At 59.0% G+C, this 22,267-nt stretch carries 21 protein-coding genes and 1 riboswitch; of the genes, 6 read left to right on the top strand and 15 right to left on the bottom strand.

What is annotated here, in order from left to right; all coding sequences use genetic code 11:
* Positions 1-91 precede the first annotated feature (91 nt).
* Positions 92-688, bottom strand: a complete 597-nt coding sequence (locus QEV83_RS08575) for a hypothetical protein (RefSeq protein WP_280130779.1) — start codon at positions 686-688, stop codon at positions 92-94.
* A gap of 208 nt (positions 689-896) precedes the next feature.
* Here QEV83_RS08575 and QEV83_RS08570 point away from each other — a divergent pair, with 208 nt between their 5' ends.
* The 4 genes from QEV83_RS08570 (at position 897) to QEV83_RS08555 (ending at position 7,194) form a co-directional block, all read left to right on the top strand.
* Positions 897-1,847, top strand: coding sequence for an aspartate carbamoyltransferase catalytic subunit (locus QEV83_RS08570; RefSeq protein WP_280130778.1), 951 nt, complete (start codon positions 897-899; stop codon positions 1,845-1,847).
* Between the two features lie 7 nt (positions 1,848-1,854).
* Positions 1,855-3,183, top strand: coding sequence for a dihydroorotase (pyrC, locus tag QEV83_RS08565; protein WP_280130777.1), 1,329 nt, complete (start codon positions 1,855-1,857; stop codon positions 3,181-3,183).
* Positions 3,170-3,685 (top strand): hypothetical protein, encoded by a 516-nt coding sequence (locus QEV83_RS08560; protein ID WP_280130776.1) that lies wholly within the window; start codon positions 3,170-3,172, stop codon positions 3,683-3,685. Before pyrC ends, QEV83_RS08560 begins: the two co-directional genes overlap by 14 nt.
* Before the next feature lie 290 nt (positions 3,686-3,975).
* Positions 3,976-7,194, top strand: a complete 3,219-nt coding sequence (locus tag QEV83_RS08555; protein ID WP_280130775.1) for a hypothetical protein — start codon at positions 3,976-3,978, stop codon at positions 7,192-7,194.
* Positions 7,195-7,264: 70 nt separating this feature from the next.
* Here QEV83_RS08555 and QEV83_RS08550 read toward each other — a convergent pair whose 3' ends face one another.
* From QEV83_RS08550 to rsfS, 7 genes are all read right to left on the bottom strand, one after another.
* Complete coding sequence (locus QEV83_RS08550) at positions 7,265-7,846, bottom strand: carbonic anhydrase (protein WP_280130774.1); 582 nt, start codon at positions 7,844-7,846, stop codon at positions 7,265-7,267.
* A 155-nt stretch (positions 7,847-8,001) separates the two neighbouring features.
* A complete protein-coding gene (locus QEV83_RS08545) occupies positions 8,002-8,505 on the bottom strand; it encodes an RNA pyrophosphohydrolase (protein ID WP_280130773.1) in 504 nt (167 codons plus the stop codon).
* A 12-nt stretch (positions 8,506-8,517) separates the two neighbouring features.
* The gene (locus tag QEV83_RS08540; protein WP_280130772.1) at positions 8,518-10,020 is read right to left on the bottom strand and encodes a divergent polysaccharide deacetylase family protein; all 1,503 of its coding nucleotides are present in this window, start codon (positions 10,018-10,020) and stop codon (positions 8,518-8,520) included.
* A gap of 171 nt (positions 10,021-10,191) precedes the next feature.
* Positions 10,192-11,523, bottom strand: a complete 1,332-nt coding sequence (locus QEV83_RS08535) for a S41 family peptidase (protein ID WP_280130771.1) — start codon at positions 11,521-11,523, stop codon at positions 10,192-10,194.
* Positions 11,520-12,902 carry a peptidoglycan DD-metalloendopeptidase family protein gene (locus QEV83_RS08530; protein ID WP_280130770.1) on the bottom strand — a complete coding sequence of 461 codons (1,383 nt, stop codon included), beginning with the start codon at positions 12,900-12,902 and terminating at the stop codon, positions 11,520-11,522. Before QEV83_RS08530 ends, QEV83_RS08535 begins: the two co-directional genes overlap by 4 nt.
* 120 nt (positions 12,903-13,022) lie before the next feature.
* On the bottom strand, positions 13,023-13,505 hold the full coding sequence (gene rlmH / locus QEV83_RS08525; RefSeq protein ID WP_280130769.1) for a 23S rRNA (pseudouridine(1915)-N(3))-methyltransferase RlmH: 483 nt from the start codon (positions 13,503-13,505) through the stop codon (positions 13,023-13,025).
* 20 nt (positions 13,506-13,525) lie between these two features.
* On the bottom strand, positions 13,526-13,852 hold the full coding sequence (rsfS, locus tag QEV83_RS08520; RefSeq protein ID WP_280130768.1) for a ribosome silencing factor: 327 nt from the start codon (positions 13,850-13,852) through the stop codon (positions 13,526-13,528).
* Positions 13,853-14,034: 182 nt separating this feature from the next.
* Between rsfS and QEV83_RS08515 the strand changes: the two genes are divergently transcribed.
* Entirely contained in the window at positions 14,035-14,502 is a 468-nt protein-coding gene (locus QEV83_RS08515) for a PepSY domain-containing protein (RefSeq protein ID WP_280130767.1), read from the top strand.
* Between the two features lie 88 nt (positions 14,503-14,590).
* Positions 14,591-15,367 carry a hypothetical protein gene (locus QEV83_RS08510; protein ID WP_280130766.1) on the top strand — a complete coding sequence of 259 codons (777 nt, stop codon included), beginning with the start codon at positions 14,591-14,593 and terminating at the stop codon, positions 15,365-15,367.
* Positions 15,368-15,568: 201 nt separating this feature from the next.
* Here QEV83_RS08510 and QEV83_RS08505 read toward each other — a convergent pair whose 3' ends face one another.
* The 7 genes from QEV83_RS08505 to QEV83_RS08475 form a co-directional block, all read right to left on the bottom strand.
* Complete coding sequence (locus QEV83_RS08505; protein WP_280130765.1) at positions 15,569-16,087, bottom strand: hypothetical protein; 519 nt, start codon at positions 16,085-16,087, stop codon at positions 15,569-15,571.
* 360 nt (positions 16,088-16,447) lie between these two features.
* On the bottom strand, positions 16,448-16,987 hold the full coding sequence (locus tag QEV83_RS08500; RefSeq protein ID WP_280130764.1) for a hypothetical protein: 540 nt from the start codon (positions 16,985-16,987) through the stop codon (positions 16,448-16,450).
* A gap of 185 nt (positions 16,988-17,172) precedes the next feature.
* Entirely contained in the window at positions 17,173-19,005 is a 1,833-nt protein-coding gene (thiC, locus tag QEV83_RS08495; RefSeq protein ID WP_280130763.1) for a phosphomethylpyrimidine synthase ThiC, read from the bottom strand.
* A gap of 67 nt (positions 19,006-19,072) precedes the next feature.
* Positions 19,073-19,171, bottom strand: a riboswitch (TPP riboswitch).
* A gap of 152 nt (positions 19,172-19,323) precedes the next feature.
* Positions 19,324-19,503, bottom strand: a complete 180-nt coding sequence (locus QEV83_RS08490; protein WP_280130762.1) for a hypothetical protein — start codon at positions 19,501-19,503, stop codon at positions 19,324-19,326.
* A 101-nt stretch (positions 19,504-19,604) separates the two neighbouring features.
* Complete coding sequence (locus tag QEV83_RS08485; protein ID WP_280130761.1) at positions 19,605-20,411, bottom strand: ABC transporter permease subunit; 807 nt, start codon at positions 20,409-20,411, stop codon at positions 19,605-19,607.
* On the bottom strand, positions 20,408-21,169 hold the full coding sequence (locus tag QEV83_RS08480; protein WP_280130760.1) for an ABC transporter ATP-binding protein: 762 nt from the start codon (positions 21,167-21,169) through the stop codon (positions 20,408-20,410). The genes QEV83_RS08485 and QEV83_RS08480 overlap by 4 nt, the downstream gene beginning before the upstream one ends.
* Before the next feature lie 18 nt (positions 21,170-21,187).
* Entirely contained in the window at positions 21,188-22,207 is a 1,020-nt protein-coding gene (locus QEV83_RS08475) for an ABC transporter substrate-binding protein (protein ID WP_280130759.1), read from the bottom strand.
* Positions 22,208-22,267: the final 60 nt, after the last annotated feature.

The following is a 22,267-nucleotide window of genomic DNA, read 5'->3' as shown; positions in this document are numbered from 1 at the left end:
CAATCCGGCGCACCGCATGAATTTATGGCGGCAAGGGAAATTTGCAGGACGCGCCGCCAGCCAGCCAGCGGCCCGCCCAGCTTGGCCGGGGCTACTTTCGAAATGACAGGCTTTGCAGCTTGGTTCCCGGCTTATCGCCTTCCGGGGCGATCTCAAAAGCATAGACATTGGCGGCGGCACTGTTCGGGAAATCGAACGTCCTCCCCCCATTGCCCTTATCATCCGTGCGCAGGGTCCCGAGCTGGCGGCCGCATTTCAAGAGAACACGGTAGCTGGTGTTTGGCGAAAGGCCGACAATACGAATGCCGGCAGTGGAAGACTCTTCCGTCGCCCGGGCAACCGTCACCGAGCCGCTGACCGGCCCCGAACCGGCGTCGGCGACCGTTTCATTTCCACAGCTGCCTTCGTCCTGACTGACAAGGGCGACCGTGACCGCCGTCAGCGACGAGAGGGGGAGTTGGATCGGGCAGGCGTTGCCGTCTCGCGCGGATATTGTGTAATTATATGTCTTGTCTCCGCTGCCGTATTTCGTGACGGCGCCGACCGTCGCATCCGACGCGGCACTATCGGCTGAGGTAAAATCGGCATGATCATTGTACCAGCAGGTGAGCGGCTGATTTTCCGCAAGGGCTTGCCCGGCAGACGTCAAAACCGCTACGGAGGTCAAGATTTTCAAACTGATTTTCATTGGGTGCCCATGTTGAAAGGATCTTTTTCCGGCACCGCTTAAACGCGTTCTCGCTGGAAAATGCAACGCCCGTCTCGGCGCATGAAATGCTGTTGTGCAGCAAAATCTGCACTCGCGAGGGAGGTGACCGATAAAAAGATCTGCGCAAGCAGGGTGGTTAGGTGAACACAGGTGACAGGGACAATCCCGGTCCTATAGAACGGGTCCAATGATCAGCCCACCGCAAACACCCCTCTTTCCGCACCGGCACCTGCTCGGGATCGAGGGGCTTTCCGCCCAAGACATCACAAGTCTTCTCGACCTCGCCGAGGCCGCCGTGGAAGTGTCGCGCCAGATTGAGAAAAAGCGCTCGACCTTGCGCGGACGGACACTCATCAATCTGTTTTTCGAGACCTCCACCCGTACCCAATCGTCCTTCGAGCTTGCCGGCAAGCGGCTTGGCGCCGACGTCATGAACATGTCCGTGGCGACCTCGAGCGTCAAAAAAGGCGAGACGTTGCTCGATACGGCGATGACGCTAAACGCCATGCGCCCCGACATCATCGTGGTGCGGCATGCCCAGGCGGGCGCCGTGCATCTGCTCGCGAAAAAAGTCGATTGTTCCGTCGTCAATGCGGGGGACGGCGCCCATGAACATCCAACCCAAGCGCTTCTTGATGCGCTGACGATCCGGCGAAACAAAGGCAAAATCGAAGGCCTCACGGTCGCGATTTGCGGCGACATTTTGCACTCGCGGGTTGCCCGCTCCAATATTCTGCTGCTCTCGGCGCTCGGCGCGCGGGTGCACATTGTGGGACCATCGACCCTGCTGCCTCCCGGTATCGAGCGCCTTGGCGTCAAGGTTTTTCGCGACATGCGCCCGGGGCTCGAAGGCGCCGATATCGTCATGATGCTGCGCTTGCAGCGCGAGCGGATGCAGGGCGGCTACATTCCCTCGGCCAAGGAATATTTCCGGTTTTTTGGGCTCGACGAGGCAAAGTTAAAGCATGCCAAGCCCGATGCGCTTGTCATGCATCCAGGCCCGATCAATCGTGGGGTCGAAATCGATTCGAACGTCGCCGATGGGTCGAGCAGTCTCATCCGCGAGCAGGTTGAAATGGGCGTTGCTATGCGGATCGCCGTTTTGGAAGCCCTGGCGCAGCACCTTCCCAATGGATGAGAGGCAGTTGCGGGTGAAACATAGCGCCACCACCTCTTCCATCGCCCACCGGCCGCTGGCGCTGATCAATGCGCGATTGATTGATCCCGCCGCGCTCAGCGAAATTGCCGGCGGCGTTCTGGTTGTCGATGGCTTGATCCGCGAAGCGGGTGCAGGGGTCGTTCTGGCAAATCTCCCCGCTCACGCGCAGATCATCGATTGCGGCGGTGATTGCGTGGCGCCGGGCCTCATCGACATGCGGGCCTTCATTGGCGAGCCTGGTGCCGAACACCGCGAGACGATCGCGACCGCGACCCTGGCGGCGGCGGCAGGCGGCGTCACGACGATTCTGGCCCGGCCCGATACCAATCCGCCCGTCGACGAGCCGGCGGTCGTCGATTTTCTGCTGCGCCGGGCGCGCGATACCGGCCGCGTGCGGGTGCTGCCCTCGGCAGCCTTAACGGCGGGTCTCAAGGGCACGGAAATCGCCGAGATCGGTTTGCTGCAACAGGCGGGCGCGGTGGCCTTCAGCGATGGAGCCCGCTCGATTTGCAGCGCCCGGGTCTTCCGCAGGGTCATGCAATATGCGCGCGATTTCGATGCCCTCGTGATGCATTATCCCGAGGACCCCGATCTTGCCGCCGAAGGAGTGATGAACGAAGGCGAATTCGCCACGCGCCTTGGCCTTGCGGGAATCCCGCGTGAAGCGGAGGCGATCATGCTCGATCGCGACATCCGGCTCGTGAACTTGACAGGCGTGCGCTACCACGCCGCGCTCGTCACCACGGCTCTCTCCTTGGACATTGTCGCAAGGGCAAAGGCCGATGGTTTGCCCGTCACCTGCGCCACCTCGATCAATCATCTGACCCTCAACGAAAATGACATCGGCGATTACCGGACGTTCTTGAAACTCGCTCCGCCGCTGCGCGGGGAAGACGAACGCCGCGCCCTCGTGGCCGGTCTGGCGTCCGGGGTCATCGACGTCATCGTGTCCGATCACGATCCCCAGGACGTCGAAACGAAGCGCTTGCCATTCGCCGAGGCGGAGGTTGGCGCCATCGGTTTGGAGACCATGCTCGCGGCGGGCCTGCGTCTCGTGCATCAGGGCGAAATTCCGCTCCCGCGCCTGATTGCCGCGATGACCATACGCCCGGCAGAGATTTTGCGTCTGCCGCAGGGAAGACTCACGGCTGGCGCGCCCGCCGATCTGATCCGTTTCGACCCGGACGAACCTTTTGTCGTCGATCCCGCAAAACTTCATTCCCGCTGCAAGAACACGCCCTTCGACGAGGCCCGCATGGAGGGCAAGGTGAAACTTACGCTGGTCGCGGGGGACGTTGTTTATGAGGCGGAGTGATCATGGTGCTTTGCGGATCGAAACAGACGGGGACACGCTGACCGTTCGCGCGAAAAACGGCATCACCAGATGGCTCGGGGCGCTGTTTGTAGCTGCGGGGCTTGGCTTGATGATCGCCGCCGCCAATCCGCATACAGTCTCTCGGATCTGGCTCGTTCTCTTTTGCGCGGTGTTCTTGCTCGGCTGCGGCATATTCTTGCTGCTGCCCCAGGTCTACACCACCATTTTCGATTCGCGGTCCCGCCAAATTGTCTACAGCATTCGCACCTGGAACCGTCCGCCCAAAATCGAACGCTACGCTTTCGAGGACATCGCGGGCATCGCCCTGAATAAAGACTTTGGCATTGGCCACTGCGCGCCTTATCTCGAATTGAAGAAGCCGCAAAACCGGTTGTTGCTCAGTCCGCAAAACGGGATCGTCAGCGTTACGGCGGGCGTGAACCTGATGGAGGCGATCTGCGCCGCGACGGGACTGCCGGTCCTCGACCTTGAATCCTGGTGATCCCCCCTGTTTAGGGGGCGCGCCGGAAACACGTTTGTGACACTCAAATTAAACAGAGAAATTATTGAAAAGTTTAGGAAACCGTGGATACGCAAGCCTTGTGTGAGCTGTATCACAGTACGGTTCCCGAATTGGATCGATAAAAAGCGCATAAACTTATCTCGATGCCATTTTGCTCAATTGTAAAGATAATGAAGGGGCCGTCCGCCCAGCATTGACGGAGCACGGCGAGGCGGGAAAAACGCCCAACCTTTGCGATTGTAGCGGCAAGGAGTGACAGGGGGTTGCTCATGGCCAGCGACGAAAAGCCGGCGGGGACGAATTTTGCAAGCAGCAGTGTGGTCGTCGCAGCGCTTGTGGCGGCGGGCACCAGTTTCTTCGTCAATCACGAGGTGCCGCTTCACGGCTTGCGTCCGGCGATGACCGAATCGCAATTCCACCAATCGTCGACTAGCCAGGACATTGAAGCGCGTCTGTGGCAGGACCCATTTGCCGCCATCGCCAAGACGATTGACGCACCTGGCACAGCCGAACGGTGTGGCGTAAATTTGGGCGGTACGGCTGCCGTCTCACCGGCGTCGCACTGTCTCTCGCCGCTGGCGAAGGAAACCGATAAAGCGAAACTGGAAACGACCCAGGTCATCGCCGTGACATTGCCGGGGGCTCCCTACATGGAGGACGGCGAGGTCCGGCGGCGGACGCGTTATGCCGTGTCGAGCGGTCTCGAGCGGGCCGGCTTTGTCCCGGAGGACGAGCATCATTTGGGCTATTTTCAGCCCCGCGTCTCAGATCTGACTTTGCCGGACGTGGTGCCCTACGAATGGTTTGCCCGGACCGGTTCTGATCAGTCGCAAGCGCGGCACATCCTCGTCCTTTGGGTCAATGAGGATGCGCTGCATGGAACCCCGTTGCGAAAGCTCGCCGGCCTCACCGACGCTCTGCGCCCAGGAAACATGCGCGGTGCGCCGGTTACGATTGCCGGTCCTTATTCTTCGAGCCTCCTTCTCGACATGGCGAAGGAGGCATGCATGCCGCAGTTCGCTGAAGATGTGGCCCGCGTCAAGCCCCTCAGCTTTTACGCATATGGCGCGACGGTGGACGAGAAAGAGTTGTACAAGCAAGTTCCAGGCTGCAACATTTCTCCTGAACTCACAGTCCACGAGTTTTTTAGCAATCTGGGAATCAGCCTATACAGAACGACCGCGACGGATGAGGTGCTGGCGCGCGGTATTGTCGAAGAGCTGAAGCTCCGGAAGATCGTGCTTGGCGAAAAGCGACCCAAAGCGAACACTCCCCAGGACGTCCATCATATTGCCCTGATCTCGGAATGGGACAGTTTTTATGGCCAAACGCTGCCAAAAACGATGGCGCGTGGCTTCGAGGATAAAACTCGCCTGCCGGAAGAAACTGCCAAGAAGAGTTTGGTCCACAGGCTGACCTATATGCGCGGGCTCGATGGCCAGCTCCCGGGAGCTCAGGAGACGGCGGACCGGAAAGCTGGAAAAGGAACTTCGGACGCCAGCAAGCAAGCAAGCCTTGCGGACGTCTTCAAAACCCAGCCGGATGCCAAAGATGGGGAGCGCCCGAATGGGCAGGGACAACAAGATTATCTGCGAAGGCTCGCCGATCGTCTGCGCAACTTAGACGATAGCCTGCGCCAGAAGAAGGAAGGCGGCATAAGTGCCATCGGGATTCTCGGCAGTGACGTTTTCGACAAATTGCTGGTGCTGCGTGCGCTTGCGCCTCAATTTCCAGAGGCGGTCTTTTTTACGACCGATTTCGACGCCTCGCTCACATTGCCGAGCGAACTCGACTTCACCCGCAATCTCATCATTTCGTCGAGCTTCGGTCCTGAGCTACGGCCAGAAATTCAGGGTGAAATCCCGCCATTCCGCAGCAGCTACCAAACCGCCGCATTCCTCGCCACAAGTCTGGCTGTCGGCGCTCCCAGAGACGGACGCGAGCCTTCTTTCGATCAAGAGAAAATATCTGCTTGGCTATCGCCATCCCGGATATTTGAGATCGGCCGGACCGGCGAGATTATTCAGTATGAGGGTAAACCGGCGGACTTCCTTGCCGGGACACCGCAGAACCGCGACCACAAAAGTCCAGCCTATGTGGCGAAGAACACCGCTCCAATCGAAGGACGCTCTTCCGCCAGCCCCGGCGCTTGCGGAACTGACCTATGGGCTTGCGGTGGTGTTCAGCCGCCTATCGAGAGCCTCTTTTCAGAACCGGAAAATCTCGATTCGATTTCTGTGACTTTGGCAGCCGCTTCGATTTTCATTTTGCTGACGCTTTGCAGCCGCCGGGTGCGCGAGCACGCCCTCGTCGAAGTCGGCCTTGTCGGCTTGATTGCCGCCGCCGCCGCCGCCGCCTGCTACAATTGGGGTTGGATCGCCAATAGGCTGACGGAATATGGCGATGGCGAGCCGATGGCCTTGCTGCAAGGCGTCAGCGTCTGGCCGACGGTCCTGCTGCGCGCGCTCGGTGTTGTGCTGTCAGTTTATCTCCTTTGGAGAGCGTGGCGCAAACTGGACGAAAATTTGTGTGAGATTGCGCAGGAATTGAATTTGCCTAACCCCAGTTTGGCGATCACCGCGGCTCGTAAGGGGGCCGAGAGGCAGACCGTATGGAAGAAGCTCGCGAGCCTCTTTTCCTACAGCCTCCGGGAGCATCAGCCGGACCCCAGCAAGCCCTATAGGATCAACATCGCTTGGTGCGAATATGTTTACCAAAGCCGATGGGCAGCGCGGCTGGTCCGCGTCGTTGTCTACACCACCGTCATGTATTGTCTTTGGTTCCTTGTCCTCTCCCCTTTGCTGGGCCACGCTGTCTCGCCCAGGCGAGGGGAATTTGCCAGACACGTCTTGCGGTACACGTCCAAAGCCGAAATCATCTGTACGATGGCGGTGATATATGTGGTCTTCGATGCAACATGGCTTTGTTTGCGCTTTGTCAGGGACCTATGCCGCAGCACCACCGAGTGGCCTGCCCAAACGCGGACGCAATTCGAGGACCGCCTTGGTCTGGAGCCGCGATTTATCGATAAGTGGATTGATCTCGACTTCGTGGCGAAGCGAACCCGCTGCATCGGCACGCTCATCTATTATCCGTTCCTGCTGATTGCGCTGGTGATCGTGACACGCAGCACGGTATTCGCCAATTACACGCCCAACCCGAAAATTCTCGTGTTTCAGGGGACCTGTCTTGCTATCGTGTTCGGCTGCGCGATCGCGCTCTGCTGGGCGGCGCAGTCGATGCGAAAAGCCGCTACGCAAAGGCTGATGGATGGGATCATTTGCGCCAAAGGTCCGCGCGCCAAGGATTCGGATGATGGGGCTGACAGCGCCGGACAGTTGGAAACATTGCTGGTGCGTATTGAGGGACTGCGGGAAGGCGCCTTTAGTCCGTTTTCGCAGCAGCCGCTCGTTCGAGCCCTTCTGTTGCCTGTGGGCAGTTTTGGCTGGACGACTTTGCTCGAGAACGGAATGCTTCCTGGTCTTTAGCTTACGCCAGGGCTTTGCTCCACGCCCCATGCGTGTCCGGCGGCTGGGCGCCGCCGGCCCGTGATTTTGCTCAGGCCGTGGCCTTGCCGGCGGCCGTTGCTTCCGGCACCTCGACCAGACGGCCGCTCTTCACGTCGTAATAGTAGCCGTAAATTGGAATATTGCGCGGCACCAGCGGATGCGACCGGATCCGTTTGACATCGTCCGTCACGCTCTTTGGGAGGTCCTTGAACGTCAGCCATTTGATGTAATGGCCGTGCCCGCTGCCGGGTCCATGCCCGTGATCGTGCCAGCCCTTTTCGTCGATCGAAGCCGTTTCCAAACTCTTGTCGAGCAGATCGCTCATGATGTTGTCGTCGAACAGCTGCATGCCGCAATCCGAGTGATGAACGACAAACCATTCGCGGGTGCCGAGAAGTTTGTAGGAAATCACCAGTGAGCGGATCGCGTCGTCGCTGGCCCGCCCGCCCGCGTTGCGGATTACATGTGCGTCACCCTCGGCGAGACCGGCATATTTGGCAGGATCAAGACGCGCGTCCATGCAGGTCAGGATGGCGAATCGCCGCGCGGGCGGCAGGGCCAATTGCGATTTGGCGCCAAAACTCGCGGCATAGGCCTCATTGGCCTTCAAAACCTCAGGCAAAACCGACATTAATTCCTCCTAAAACCATAGACTAAATCAGCTTTATGCTGTTATTAGAATTTGCCGGTGTCAAGCGCATTCCTCCGCAAACACCAGCCCTCCGGACGGGACTAAGTGATCTGATAGGAGCCGTGCAGCCCTTCCGCGATAGCTCAACTAGCGCGTCATCGCGGCAGGGCAAGATGCGCGAAATCTTCGACCACTTTTTCGTAAACGGGCCGCTTGAATGGAACGATCAGTTCGGCGAGACGGCCCACCTCTTCCCATCGCCAGGCATCGAATTCAGGCCGGTGACCTCCTGCGGGAGACTCGATGTCGATCTCGGAATCCTGGCCTTGAAAATGGAGAGCAAACCATTTCTGACGCTGTCCCTGAAAGCGACCATTCCAGGATTTCTTCAAAACACCTTGGGGGAGATCATAACTGTACCAGTCCGCGGATTCGGCAAGAAATGCGGTGGAAGAGACGTTGGTTTCCTCCTGAAGTTCGCGCAGGGCGGCTTGATAGGGATCTTCGCCGGGATCGATACCTCCTTGTGGCATTTGCCATTCATAACCAACTTGAAGACGGTTAGACGCGCTCTTGCCACGGCGGCGGCCGACGAAGACAAGCCCGTCGCGATTGAGAAGCATGATCCCGACACAAGGGCGGTAGTTCACGAAGTTCATCAGCACCACACCTCACAATTGATGTTCGGCCAAGCCGGGTTGCGGTCTTGCCACGGCGGCGCTGAGCGGCACAAGCGCAATCCCTCGCGTCTCCAGTCCGCGTGCAAAACTGCCGATCGCTTCAATCGAATCTGGAAGCGCGCTGGCAACGCCGATCGCCAGGCCCTTGTCGCGGGCGATCGCTTCGAGCCGGGCGAGGGCTGCTTCAATGGCGCTTGGCCCTGCCGCCGAATCGAGGACGATGTCCGCCCGCGCGGCCGCAAGAGATTGTCCAGGCGCGAGGGTCATCGCCAAACTCCTCGAGGAGGTCCCGTCATCGACATAGAACAATCCCCGCGTCGCGAACGCGCGCAACACCGGCCGCAGGGCCGTTTCATCCGCCGTGAACTTGCCGCCAAGAAAATTGGCGACGCCCGCATATCCCGTGAAACGGCTCATGAGCCAAGCCAAATCGTCATTATTGCCGGTTTTTCCGGGATCCGCCACGAGTGTATGCGGACCTGGATCATCGCGCGGGAAATCGAAAGGTTCCATCGGAATTTGTAAGACAAGCTCATGTCCGGCTTCCCGCGCGAGAGCTGTTTGCCGGGCAAGACAAGGTCCATAGGGCGCAAATCCCAAAGTGACGGCGCCCGGCAAGGCCGCGATCGCGTCTTCGGTCGCGCGTGCCGAAAGACCCATGCCGCCGACCAGCAAGGCGATTCGCGGCAAGCCCGGCAAAACCACGGCGGGGCGGGCGTAAACCTCAGCGGGTCGGGTTCCATCCGCGCCAATCCGCGGAATCGGGCCATAGCGTGTGTGTTCGATAAGGCGCGGATCGGGCGCGGCGGCGAGCCCCTCATTCAGGGCCTTGGCCACATCGATGATGAGGGCGCCAGGCGCGTTGCCGCCGCCCGGACGAATGATTCTGACACCGCTTTGCCGCTCCAGCATATCCGCATGTCCCAAGACCGGCTCCGGGGTGCCAAAGGGGAGCGGGGCGATTGCTTCGCCGGATCTCACGGCCGCCGGACGAAAGGCAAGGTCCGTTAAAGCCGTGGCTGCACTGCCGTCGAAAGGCAGTGTCTTGCGCGGCGCCAGCGCTAGTCTATCAGCGGCAACGCCGGTTCCCGGATTCAGATCAACCGGAGGCTGGCCGCCCGAGCCTGGGGAAAAGCCGCCGACCCCGGCAAGAAATCCGAGCACGCCAAACAGGCTGAGCGCAGTCAAGGCAGTTTTGCTGTTGGATGCGTTGCCAAGCAGCCGGCGCTTTCGAGTTGGGAATTGGCCCAGGGGCTTATTCATATCATCGTCGATCATGCCCATCGCTTCCCTGCCTGGCGCCTGCATCGACTGCCACAAGCCAGGTTGAGCATTCGCCCCTCGCCAGAATGCCTCCCGGCACCCGCGCCGCGCACCCGCCCAGCCGGAGCCTGAGTATGGTGCCTTCCGGTGTTGCTGGGCCTTCTCATGGGTGAAACCGCGAAGGCCCAAAAGCGCTTCCTCCGGCCGCCTCACCACCGGCACGTCCGGCATATCCCTTTGCGCCATTCCGGGCGGCGGTATCAGCCGCCGCCTCAGCTTCGCCCGTCATGCTTGCGCGAGGCCATCACCTCGTCTCAGCATGAGTTGTCTTCAGCATGATATTGGCGTCAGGTCCGGCCGCCTTTCGGCGGGATTATTTTTTTCCGGTTACCGGCCCGCCGTTCAATTGGGAACTTTCGCGGGTTCGTTGCCGGCCTTGTTCATCGCTTTGTTGACGCCGCGCAAAATATCCACGGCGGCGATCAACTGCTTGTCATTCTTCGGATCTGGCGGAACAAACGCCTGCGAACCGCCTTTTTCGTCGTCGCCATTCTTGAGGTGGCCCTTCAAGGACGCCTCGCCCTTGGTGTCGTCCTTGCCCTTGAGGTCGTCGGGGACATCCTGCAGCACGGTCACGTCCGGGTCGATCCCCTTCGCCTGAATCGAGCGGCCAGAGGGTGTGTAGTAGCGGGCGGTGGTGAGCCGCACGGCGCCATTGTTCTGGCCCAGCGGAATGATCGTCTGCACGGAGCCCTTGCCGAACGAGCGCGTCCCCAGAACGGTCGCCCGCTTGTGGTCCTGCAAGGCACCAGCGACGATTTCCGACGCCGACGCCGAGCCGCCATTGATCAGGATGATCACCGGCTTGCCCTTCGACAAATCGCCGGGATGCGCATTGTAGCGCATCGTCTCCTCGGCGTTGCGGCCGCGGGTGGACACGATTTCTCCCCGGTCGAGGAAACAATTGACGACGGCGATCGACTGATCGAGCAAACCGCCGGGATTGTTGCGCAAGTCCAGAATAAAGCCCTTGAGCTTGGCCGCCGGGATATCGTTTTCGAATTTCTGGATCGCTGCCCGGACTCCCTCAAAGGTCTGTTCGTTGAACTGGGTGATCCGGATATAGCCGATATCGTCGCCTTCTTGATGCTCGCGCACGGACTTGATCTGAATCACCGCGCGGGTCAGCTTGATATCGATCGGGTCTTTGCTGGTGCCGCGCAAAATCTTGAGAACCACCGGCGTGTCCGGGGCGCCGCGCATCTTGTCCACCGCCTGATTGAGGCTCAAGCCTTGAACATTCTCATTGTCGATGGCGGTGATGATATCGCCGGACAATATTCCCGCCCGCGAAGCCGGTGTATCGTCGATGGGCGTCACAACCTTGATCGCCCCGTCTTCCTGGGTGACCTCAATGCCAAGACCGCCGAATTCGCCACGGGTCTGCACCTGCATGTCGCGGAAGCTTTTGGCATCCATATAGCTCGAATGCGGATCGAGCGAACTGAGCATGCCGTTGATCGCCGACTCGACGAGCTTTTGCTCGTCCGGCTTCTCGACATAATCCGAGCGGATTTTCTCGAACACATCGCCGAAGAGATTGAGATTACGGTAGGTATCCGAGGCGGCGGCACGCGCCGTACCTTCCGGAAACACCGTTGTCTTTGTCGCCAGCGTGACGAGCCCCGCGCCCAGCACGGTGCCTAGCAGTAAAGGTAAAGCCTTGCGCATCATCCGCGAACCTTTTGCAATTCCGGCTTTACCCACCATGGGCCCGGATCAATCGCCACCCCGTCTTTACGAAATTCGACATATAGAATCGGCTGGACCGCGCCAATCGCGATGGCCGCTGCCGTCTTCACGGAACCATCGCCCATCATGGCGACCGGCTCCCCCGCAAGAATGAATTGACCTACGTTTACGTTGATTTTGTCCATTCCAGCAAGAATTATATAATAACCCTGCCCAGCATTTACGATCAAGAGTTGTCCATAGCTACGGTAAGGCCCTGCGAAGGACACCCATCCGTCGCAGGGAGAGGCGACAATCGCTTCCGCCCTTGTCGAGATAAGTATTCCCTTCTCGGTGCCGCCAAACCCATCTTGACTGCCAAAGCCGCGCTGAAGCGAGCCATTCACCGGGAGCGGCAAAAGACCCTTCGTTTCAATAAACGATGTCGCAGGCGCGAGCCTTGCCGGATCCTTGAACGGTGCCATCGCGGTTTTCATGCCGGCGGCTGGCGGCGCAGCTTGCGCGGCGCGGTTGCGGCTTTCATCGGCCTTGCGAGCAGCCTCGGCGCCGCGGGCGGCCGCCGCAACCTCGGTTTCCATCCGGGCGATCAGGTCCTTGAGATTCGCCGCCTGCTTGGAAAGCTCGATGGCTCGCTCGCGCTCGGCGCCGAGCGCCTGTTCGGCGGCGGCCAGCGCCGATTGGCGCGCGTCCACGAGCGCCGCGAGACGCTGACGCTCGGCGCGAAGTTTCGCAACACCTGATGAAAGCGTCTCGCGCTCCGTGGCGATCGATTGCCGCAGCTGCACAAGATCCGAGAGATCCGAGGCGAGGGCTTCTGTTTCGCCGCGCAGTTGCGGCAGCACCGCACCGAGCAGCATCGAGGTTCGGATCGCGGCGAGCATGTCTTCCGGTGCCACGAGAAGCGCCGGCGGCGGTTTCCGCCCCATTCGCTGCAAGGAGGCGAGGACCTCGGCGATCACCGAGCGGCGGCTTGCCAGCGAACGTTTGATCGCATCCTCGGCGCCCGTCAATGTGTCGAGCCGCGACTCGGTCTCGCCGATCTTGCGTTCACTCGCGGTGGCGTTTTGGGCCGCGTCGAGGAGCGCGGCCGTGAGCTTCGCCCGGTCGGCTCTGATGGAGGCAATCTCCGTTTCGATTTGCCGCCGCTGCTCCTGCGACGCCTCGATCGTGTCCTCCATGCCGCGCAGCTCAAGCCGGTGGCCGCTCAGCTCCGCGTCTTTTTTGTCCAAATCCGGCGCCGTGGGGGGCGCGGGCGGGGCGGCGGCGCAAACCGCGGGGAAGCCCACGAGACAGAGTTCCAGCGCGGCGAGGCTGACTGCCCCTGCGAAAGCATTTTTGCTGGACCGCGTTTGAAACGTCACAGTGGCTCTTTTGGCTGCGGCAAATGGAAGTGGCCGCGCGGGTGTAAATCCTGTGAAGACCAAAAAGGACAGCAAAAAGTGGCGCCGTCGCGGCAAGGACACAAAAAGGCGCGGATTATTTTAGTCCCGGTGATAGGGATGGCCGGAAAGAATCGTCATGGCCCGGTAAATCTGTTCGGCGGCCATGATTCGCGCCAATTGGTGCGGCCACGTCATCGTTCCAAACGCAAGCGTGAGCGAAGCCGAGGCCAAAAATGTCGGGTCCAATCCGTCCGGGCCGCCAATGACAAAGGCGGCGCCGGCACTCGCTGCGTCCCTCTGCCGGCCGAGCTCGGCGGCCAAGCCACGGCTTGTCATCTGTTTGCCGGTTTCATCGAGCGCGACAACCGCAAAGCCCGGCGGGAGAAGGGAGCGCAGGGCTTTTGCCTCTTCCCGCTTGCGATCGTCCGCGCGGCCCGCGCGGCTTTCCGCCGTTTCGCGCAGTTCAACCCAGGGAAAACCGATCGCGCGGCCAGCGGCTGCGGCCCGCGCGATATAATGCGCCGCCAGATCCCGCTCGGGTCCGGCTTTCGGCCGCCCGACGCAAACAAGCAGGAGACGCATCGCACCGCCAGGTTAAGAGCTTAACCCAAGCGGCGCTCGCCGGGCCGTCCGGAGCCCCACATTTTTTCGAGATTGTAGAACTGCCGCACCTCGGGCCGGAAGATGTGGACGATGATATCGGCCGCATCGACCAGAACCCAATCGCAGGTCTGCAATCCCTCGACGCGCGGCGCGCGCAAGGTTCCCTTGAGCGCGCCGATCAGGCGCTCGGCGATCGCTCCGACATGAGTGTTGGAGCGGCCGGTCGCGATAATCATGGCGTCGGCGAGAGAGGTTTTGCCGTGCAGGTCGATGGAGACGATGTCCTCGGCTTTGGCGTCATCGAGGCAGGTCAAGACAGTCTGCACGAGTTGGCCGGCTCCAGGCCCTGACGGTCCCTTGGCCGGTGTGAGCGGCGGTTGCGCCGCTTCCGCAACAATCGCGGGGTTCAGTGTATCGATCCTCCTAGGGCCCCGCCAACTGGCCGGGCGCTCTCTAAGATGCGCCAAATTGGGGCAAATTTCAATGGGCTTGTTGTGAGGAAGGCCAGTTGGCAGTTTCCGGGCGCCACGAATTCATGAGTTTGTTACTCGCCTTACCAAGCAGAACCAAGCCGGTATCGCATTCAGCTCATGTTCATGATGCCCAGAAAAGATATGTCACCGCGGGGGGCATCAGGAGCCTATCCATGAAGCACATGAAGATGAGCGTCCCGCGCGATTGCGGCATCAGGTATGGAGCATTGATTCTGGCTTTGCTCTTTGCCTGTCCTGCCTTGGCCTACAAAGGTGAAAAGCTCGCAAAGGACGCGAAGATTAGCATGGCCGAGGCGCGCACCATCGCGCTGAAGGCGCATCCGGGCAAGATCACGGACGAGGAATTGGAACGTGAAGCGGGAGGAACCGGCCTGCATTATTCATTCGACATTAAAAATGGAAGCTCCACGCAGGAGGTTGGTGTTGACGCTCGAACGGGTGACATATTGGAGAACGCCACGGAAGGTGAGAATCCCGACTAATGAATTTGATTGATTGAACGAAAAGAGGAATCGGCTCCGTTCCTACACCAGGGCCGGCTTCCACTTTCGCCACGATAAGGAGCCCCGCATGGAGAAGCTGCCGGCTGGCACTCTGAGCAAAGTACCCGAAGTCACTCTTGGGTTTTGGGTTATCAAGGTGCTTGCGACGACGTTGGGAGAGACCGGCGGCGATGCCGTAACAATGTCGATGGATCTGGGCTACGCGGTTGGCAGCTTCATTTTTATCGGAATTTTCGCCGCCGCCGTCGTCGCGCAAATTTCCGCGAAGGTATTCCATTCCTTTCTGTATTGGGTCACGATCGTCGCGACGACAACCTTGGGGACAACGCTGGCGGATTTCGCCGATCGTTCGCTTGGCATCGGTTATTTTGGCGGATCGTCGCTTCTGTTGGCGGGGCTTATTGCTTCCCTGGCCGTATGGCGCTGGTCAGAGGGCTCCATCTCCGTCAACACCGTCGTGACGCCCCGGGTCGAGATGTTTTATTGGGTCGCGATCCTGTTCTCGCAAACGCTCGGCACGGCGCTGGGCGACTGGATGGCCGACACGAACGGGCTCGGCTACGAGGGCGGTGCGGTCGTCTTCGCAGCCGGTCTGGCGGCTGTCGCCGCCGCATATTTTTATACGAAAATCTCGCACACCTTGCTATTTTGGGCGGCGTTCATTCTCACGCGGCCGCTTGGCGCAACGCTCGGGGACCTTCTGGACAAACCGCACGATCACGGCGGGCTGGAGATCAGCCGCTATGTCGCCTCAGGCATTCTCGCAGCGATCATTGTCGCTCTCATCCTGATCCTCCCGCAACGGGCGGGTGTGCATCCGGGCGCTCGCGAGCAGAAGGCGTAAGGCAGTTATTTATGCGCGAGTAATCTCCCAAGAAGACGTCGCAATGACCCTTTAAACCGCGAACATTCGCGACTCCCCCCCAACTGATACGAGAGGCAGCGATTTTGCAGCAAGGCTCCGTGCGCGAGCGGAATATAAATCCAAGTTATCGGCCTGCAACTAAGCTGTCACGAAAACAAAGGCACTCATTTTGGACAGCATCTAATCGAATCCACAACCGGCTCCGAGTGATGATGACATCCCTCTCACAACAGAATCCCAAATCGGCTCTTCCTCCGTGGGATAGGTAAACTCAATCTGGGTGATCACATCCTTGCATTTGAGCGCCTTTGTGTAGAAAATTTTATTGCCTTCCTTCAAGCAAGAAAGCGCCATGAAAAATGGGATCTTTTGGTCCCTTATCACCCTATACTTTGCCCTGTCACCAGCGCAGCCGTGTTCGGCTTCGTTGGCGAGATCACCTAGTGACTGATCCAAATTGTAACTGGCCCAAACGGCAACCTTTGCATGACCTTGCAGAGCTTGAAAGCTCCGGCCATCTCCATTGTCGGCTTCGCGAAGGGCGCGAAGTTTGTCGGCTGGGTAGTTAACGGAGTAGCCGAATCTACCATTTTGATATTTCTTCCATCCCGGATTGGCTGCCTTGGCACGAATGGGATGATAAATCGCTGCAATAACTGATGCCACTATAGCGCAATAAGTCAGCTTCGGTTGTTTCATGGATGAGATCGCTTTTGTCCCACATGGACCGTGATTTTTAAGGCTTTCTTTGTGGATAAAGCTGCTAAGAATATATTAAATGGTTTTCCATTTTGATTAAATACCGAGTTAGCCAACCTTACATCTCGAATGCTAGGCCGGTAACGGCCGCTGCCACAGTTAGCGCCGCCACCGTCATTGCAATTATACAGAAAAATCAACCAATCTTACTGATTGAACGAGAGCCTGCTGTCTTCGGGCTTGTAAGGTTTTTTGTCCAAATCGTACCAAAGTGTTTCACGTGAAACACTTTGGTACGATTGACACCGCCGGGGATGGACCGGGGATAGTAAGGTTGAACGGCCAGAGAAGCGTTTTTGCTCAGGAGGCGCTCTTGCGCTTCAACCCTTCCTCGTAGGAAATCGCCTCGTAGTCCGAAAGCGAGCTATATTTCAGCCCGACGTCGGCAAGGGCATCGAGCTTGGCGGAGGTGTCGAATTTCTTGAGCTTAATCTTGTCGACGTAAAAAATGTCGATGAGGCAATTGTAGACGCTCTCATCGTCGATAGAGACGACGAAGATTTTAGCGTCTCCGATCGGCACATACCAACGGCAGCCGAGCGGAATGTTGGCGACATAGACGAGATATTTGCCGTCGCCATCGAGAGCATCGCCAAAAGTCTCGACGAGCTTGGGCAGGGTCTCATATTCCTTGATGGATCCGGCCAGGAAACCGATCGCGGGCTTGCCGCTTTCGGAGACAGTAAAAACATCTTTCAGGACGGTTTCTGGAAGATCGTAGGAAATATCGCCGCGAAAGCCGAACTGGCCTGCGACATGCGTGTCCGCCTTCAAGATTGGCTTAAGGAGCCGGCCTGCCGCCTCCAATTTGGCGAAAGGCGTGTCGGTAATGGCTGTCATTTGTGATCCTCAATGTCGTGAAGCCGCCAACGATTGGAGCAATCCGCGCACTCCCTTTGTATCGAGCGCGCAATTTGGCGAGATCGACAGGGAGGATCGGGGTCCTTCTTTGGTGACGCCGCTTCATTGAAGCTTCCAGAACTTCGAGATGAAACGCCTAATGCTTAGATGAGCAATTTATGTGCCTAGACATAAAGCTTGCCGCCCTTCTCCAAAAACTCGGCGCTTTTGTCGGCCATGCCTTTTTCGCGTTCTTCCATCGCGGCGACTTCCTCGCGAATATCCTGGGTGATCTTCATCGAACAAAATTGCGGCCCGCACATCGAGCAGAAATGCGCGGTTTTATGCGCGTCCTTGGGCAGGGTTTCGTCGTGGAAGAGTTTTGCCGTCTCGGGATCGAGCCCCAGGTTGAATTGATCCTGCCAGCGGAAATCAAATCGCGCACGCGACACCGCATCGTCGCGAATCTGCGCCGCCGGATGCCCCTTGGCGAGATCGCCGGCATGCGCCGCGATCCGATAAGTGATGACTCCCACCTTCACGTCATCGCGATCCGGCAGACCAAGATGTTCCTTCGGCGTCACATAGCAAAGCATGGCACAACCGAACCAGCCGATCATCGCGGCCCCGATGCCTGACGTAATGTGGTCGTAGCCGGGCGCGATATCCGTCGTCAGCGGTCCGAGAGTATAGAAGGGCGCCTCGCCGCATTCCTCGAGCTGCTTCTCCATATTGATCTTGATCTTGTGCATCGGCACATGGCCGGGGCCTTCGATCATCACCTGGCAGCCTTTGGCCCAAGCAATCTTTGTCAATTCACCCAGCGTCTCAAGCTCGGCGAATTGGGCGCGGTCATTGGCATCGGCGATCGAGCCCGGCCGGAGGCCATCGCCGAGCGAGAAGGACACATCATAGGCGCGCATGATGTCGCAAATCTCATCGAAGCGCTCGTAGAGGAAACTCTCCTTGTGATGGGCGAGGCACCAGCGTGCCATGATCGAGCCGCCGCGCGAAACGATGCCGGTGGTGCGCTTGGCGGTGAGCGGCACATAGGCGAGCCGTACGCCCGCGTGAATGGTGAAATAATCGACGCCCTGCTCGGCCTGCTCGATCAGCGTGTCGCGGAAAATCTCCCAGGTGAGTCTGATGGGATCGCCATCAACCTTTTCGAGCGCCTGATAGATCGGGACGGTGCCGATGGGCACCGGTGCGTTGCGCAGGATCCAGTCGCGGATGTTGTGAATATTGCGCCCGGTGGAGAGATCCATCACGGTGTCGGCACCCCAGCGAATCGCCCAAACCATTTTCTCGACTTCCTCGGCGACGGAAGAGGTCACCGCCGAATTGCCGATATTGGCATTGACCTTGACGAGGAAATTGCGGCCGATGATCATCGGCTCAAGTTCGGGATGATTGATGTTGGCCGGGATGATCGCACGGCCGCGCGCGATCTCGTCGCGGACGAACTCCGGCGTGACGAAAGCCGGGATCGACGCGCCAAAACTCTCGCCATCCTTGAGTCGAGTCTCCGCGCCTTCAACCCTCTGTTCGCGGCCGAGATTTTCCCGCGCGGCGGCAAAAATCATTTCCTCCGTAATGATCCCGGCGCGGGCAAATTCATATTGGGTGACGAGCGAGCCAGCGCGCCCTTTGCGCGGCGAACTGTTGGCGGGGCAGGGCGGCACGAGGCGGCCCAATGTCACGCCGCCATTGTCTTCCGGACGGACGGCGCGGCCCTGATAGGTTTCAAATCCCTGCCGGGCGGCGAGCCAAGGCTGGCGAATAGGGGCGAGGCCAGCCGACAAATCGATCGAAACGGCGTCTTGCGTATAGGGCCCCGAGGGGTCGTACACACGCACCGGCGGCTCGTTGGCGGACGGATCGAGGGCGATCTCGCGGAAGGGCACGGCAATGCCGGGCCGCCCGGTTGGATGGTGATAAATTTTTTTCGAGCCAGGCAAGGGCCCGCATGTCACGCTTTGCGGAACGATGTTTTGCGGCTTGTCCAAAATATTCATCGCGATCCTCCGCTCGGGTCGAGGCAGCGAGGCTTGGGGCGGATGCGAAGAGGAAAGAGCCTGACTCGTCCTCGCGTTGCCTTATCCCTTCGCTGGCATTACCCAGATTCAGGTTCTACGGGTGTAATCTCAGCCGCCGTTTCCGGCAGCACCCCATGGCGAACTGACAACTATAGGGCGGGGAAGTGGATCGGGCAAGCCATACGCGAATTGTTGGGTCTCGTCACGAGATAGAAAGAGGCGTGTCCTTGAGAACACGCCTCGAAAATTAATCATATTTAAGTTTGATCCGGTAAGGCCTTAGGCCTCGGTGGATGTTTATGCTTTGTCGAGCTTGATCTGCAAATTGCCGTCCAAGAGCGGGGTTTTTGGCTGCACCCGATGAAACTCATCGAGGGCTGCCTTTACGCCGGTTGACAGTTCAGACGGTTGCCGGACGTCAATGTTGACGGAAAAAATATCGGCCCCGTCTTTTAAAACCGTAACCTTGAGAATCATACACTCTTCTCCCTAACTTGTGCCGTGCACCAAGGGGAGATTGCTGCGATGCAAACAAAAGTCAACCGCCCAAAATTCAATCAAAAGAGGCCTGCGACGCTTTAACGCTCCCGGCCAGCGGCGCTGTCGTGCCAACGGGCAAGCAGTGAGAAAGAGAACACGGACAACACCGCGAAAATGGCGATGCCGGTCAAAGAGATCAATGTCAGCGCCGCGAACATGCGCGGGATGTTCAACCGGTAGCCTGCTTCCGCGATTCGGAATGCAAGACCAGCGCCTTTTCCGGCGTTGCCCGCCGCGAGTTCAGCGACGATGGCGCCAATGAGCGCAAGACCACCGCCGATCCGCAATCCCCCGAGGAAATACGGCAATGCGGTGGGCAGGCGCAAATAGATCAACGTCTGCCAGCGTGTCGCGCGGTAAAGTGTGAAGAGATCGATGAGATTGCGGTCGGCCGAGGTGAGGCCGAGTGTGGTATTCGCCAAAATTGGAAAAAACGCCACGAGAAACGCGCAGACGAGGACTGCCGCCGGGGCCTCCAGATAGATCAAGAGCAAAGGTGCGATGGCGACGATCGGAGTGACTTGCAGCACGATGGCAAGCGGCAGCAAGGAGCGCTCAACCCATTTCCATTGCGCGAAAAGAACAGCGAGGCCAACGCCGCCCAAGACCGCCGCCGCGAGCGCGCCAAAGGTCGTCTGCAAGGTCACGAGCAAGGCCGGAAACAAAATGCCGCGGTCGGTCACGAGTGTTTGAAGCACGAGCGAAGGCGATGGCAGGATGTAGGGCGGCACATCGCGCAGCCTGACATAGGCTTCCCACGCCGTCAGCATCGCCGTGAAGACCAGGGCCGGCGGCCCGTTCCGCACAACCCATCGGGGGAGACGTCTTGCCCTTGCCAAGGTCATTGCGAATGCTCATCCATCGCGCTCTGCAACGCGCGCGAGGCGAGCGCGCAAGAGCGCGCATAGGCCGGACTCACGCGAAAATTTTCGCCGCGTGTCGCGAGCGCGTCAACTTCAATTTCATCGATGATGCGGCCGGGCCGGGCCGCCATGACCGCGATCCGGCTTGACAGATAAACACTCTCATAAACCGAATGGGTGACGAAGACGATCGTTGTGCCGAGCGCGCGTTGCAATGCCAAAAGATCGTCATTGAGCTTGAACCGCGAAATCTCATCGAGCGCCGCGAAGGGCTCATCCATCAAGAGTAAGGGCGGCCGCAGGACAAGCGCGCGGGCAATCGAAACACGCATGCGCATGCCGCCGGAAAGCTCAAGAGGGAACATCTTCGCTTCGGCGGCAAGGCCGACAAGAGCCAGAGCCTCATGGACAGTTCCGGCCGCATCTTGCCGCGTTGATCCCTGCAAGCGCAGGCCCAGAAACACATTGTCGAAGATATTGGCCCAGGGCATCAAAGTCGGGTCCTGGAACACGAATCCGATGCTCGCGCGCTCCGGCGCCAACGCCCTCGTGAGGGTGCCGGAAGAGACTGTCTCAAGCCCCGCGATCAGCCGCAAAATCGTCGATTTGCCGCAGCCCGAGGGGCCGAGCAAAGTGAGAAATTCACCTTCGCGCACTTCGAAATTAAGGCCCGCGAGGGCGACCGTTCCATTTTTGTAAATCTTCCCCGCGTTGCGCAGGGAGATGAGCGTCTGTGTCACGCGCGCGATTATCCAGCATCATTGGCGCGGCCGCAGTTCAAGACCAACGCCGTGGCCAATGAACCGCAACGTATAGGCGCGTTTGTATTCGAGGTAAGGTTTAAAAAGCCCAGCATCCACCATTTTGGTAAAAAAGCTTTTGACCCGGGCGTCCCGCATGGCGCCGATGCCGAGGGTCAAGGAATCTCCCGAATCAACGATGCCATAGTCTTTCATCTTCGCAACCGAATAGGCAAGCTGCTCGTCGCGGATGTCCGGATTGTCGCGTTTGATCAGCTCATTGGCCGCGTGATTGTCGCCATAGATATAATTGTACCAGCCGACGATCGAGGCATCGACGAAGCGCTGGACGAGATCCGGGTTCTTATCGATGAGGCCGCGCGTGGTCTCGATTGTGGTCGAATAGGAATCGTAACCATAGTCCGCGATCAGAAACACATTCGGCTTGAACTTGCCTTGCCGTTCGATCTCGAAAGGCTCAGAGGTCGCATATCCTTGCTGGATAGAATTTTTATCCGCGATGAAGGGTGCGGAGTTGAATGTGTAGGGCTTGACGTTTTCGTCCCGGAATCCGTAGGCGAGTTTCAACCACTGATATACGGAAACAAAGCCGTCCTTGCCGATAAAGGCGGTCGCGCGGGGCAAGTCCTTGAATTGGTCGAACCCCGCGTTCGGGTGCGACATCAGGATAAAGGGATCTTTTTGAAACAGCGCGGCGACCGCGACGATGGGAATTTCTCCGGCCGCCGCATCGAACGCCTGAATCAAATTGGCGCCTAGGGCGAATTCGACTTTTCCGGCCGCGAGCAACAGCCTGTTGTTGGCGTTGGGGCCGCCTTGCAGGATCGTGACATCGAGGCCGTATTTCTCATAGGTACCGTCGGCCTTGGCCTGGTAGAAGCCGCCATGTTCGGCCTCGGCAAGCCAATTCGTTGCGAATGTCACTTTGTCGAGGGCGGCGGCGGGCGTGGCAAGAGAGGCGAGCGTGGCAAGAGACGCAAGGAAACATGCCGTGCGGAGAAGAGCGAAAAGGGGCAAGGGGAATCCTCGATCGTCCGTGTGCGATGCGGCGGGGCACAACGCATGATACAAACAATT

The sequence above is a fragment of the Methylocapsa sp. D3K7 genome, from assembly GCF_029855125.1.
Classification (GTDB): Bacteria; Pseudomonadota; Alphaproteobacteria; order Rhizobiales; family Beijerinckiaceae; genus Methylocapsa.
The sequence above is the reverse complement of the archived record's forward strand: the minus strand, read 5'-3'. Positions and strand labels throughout refer to the sequence as shown.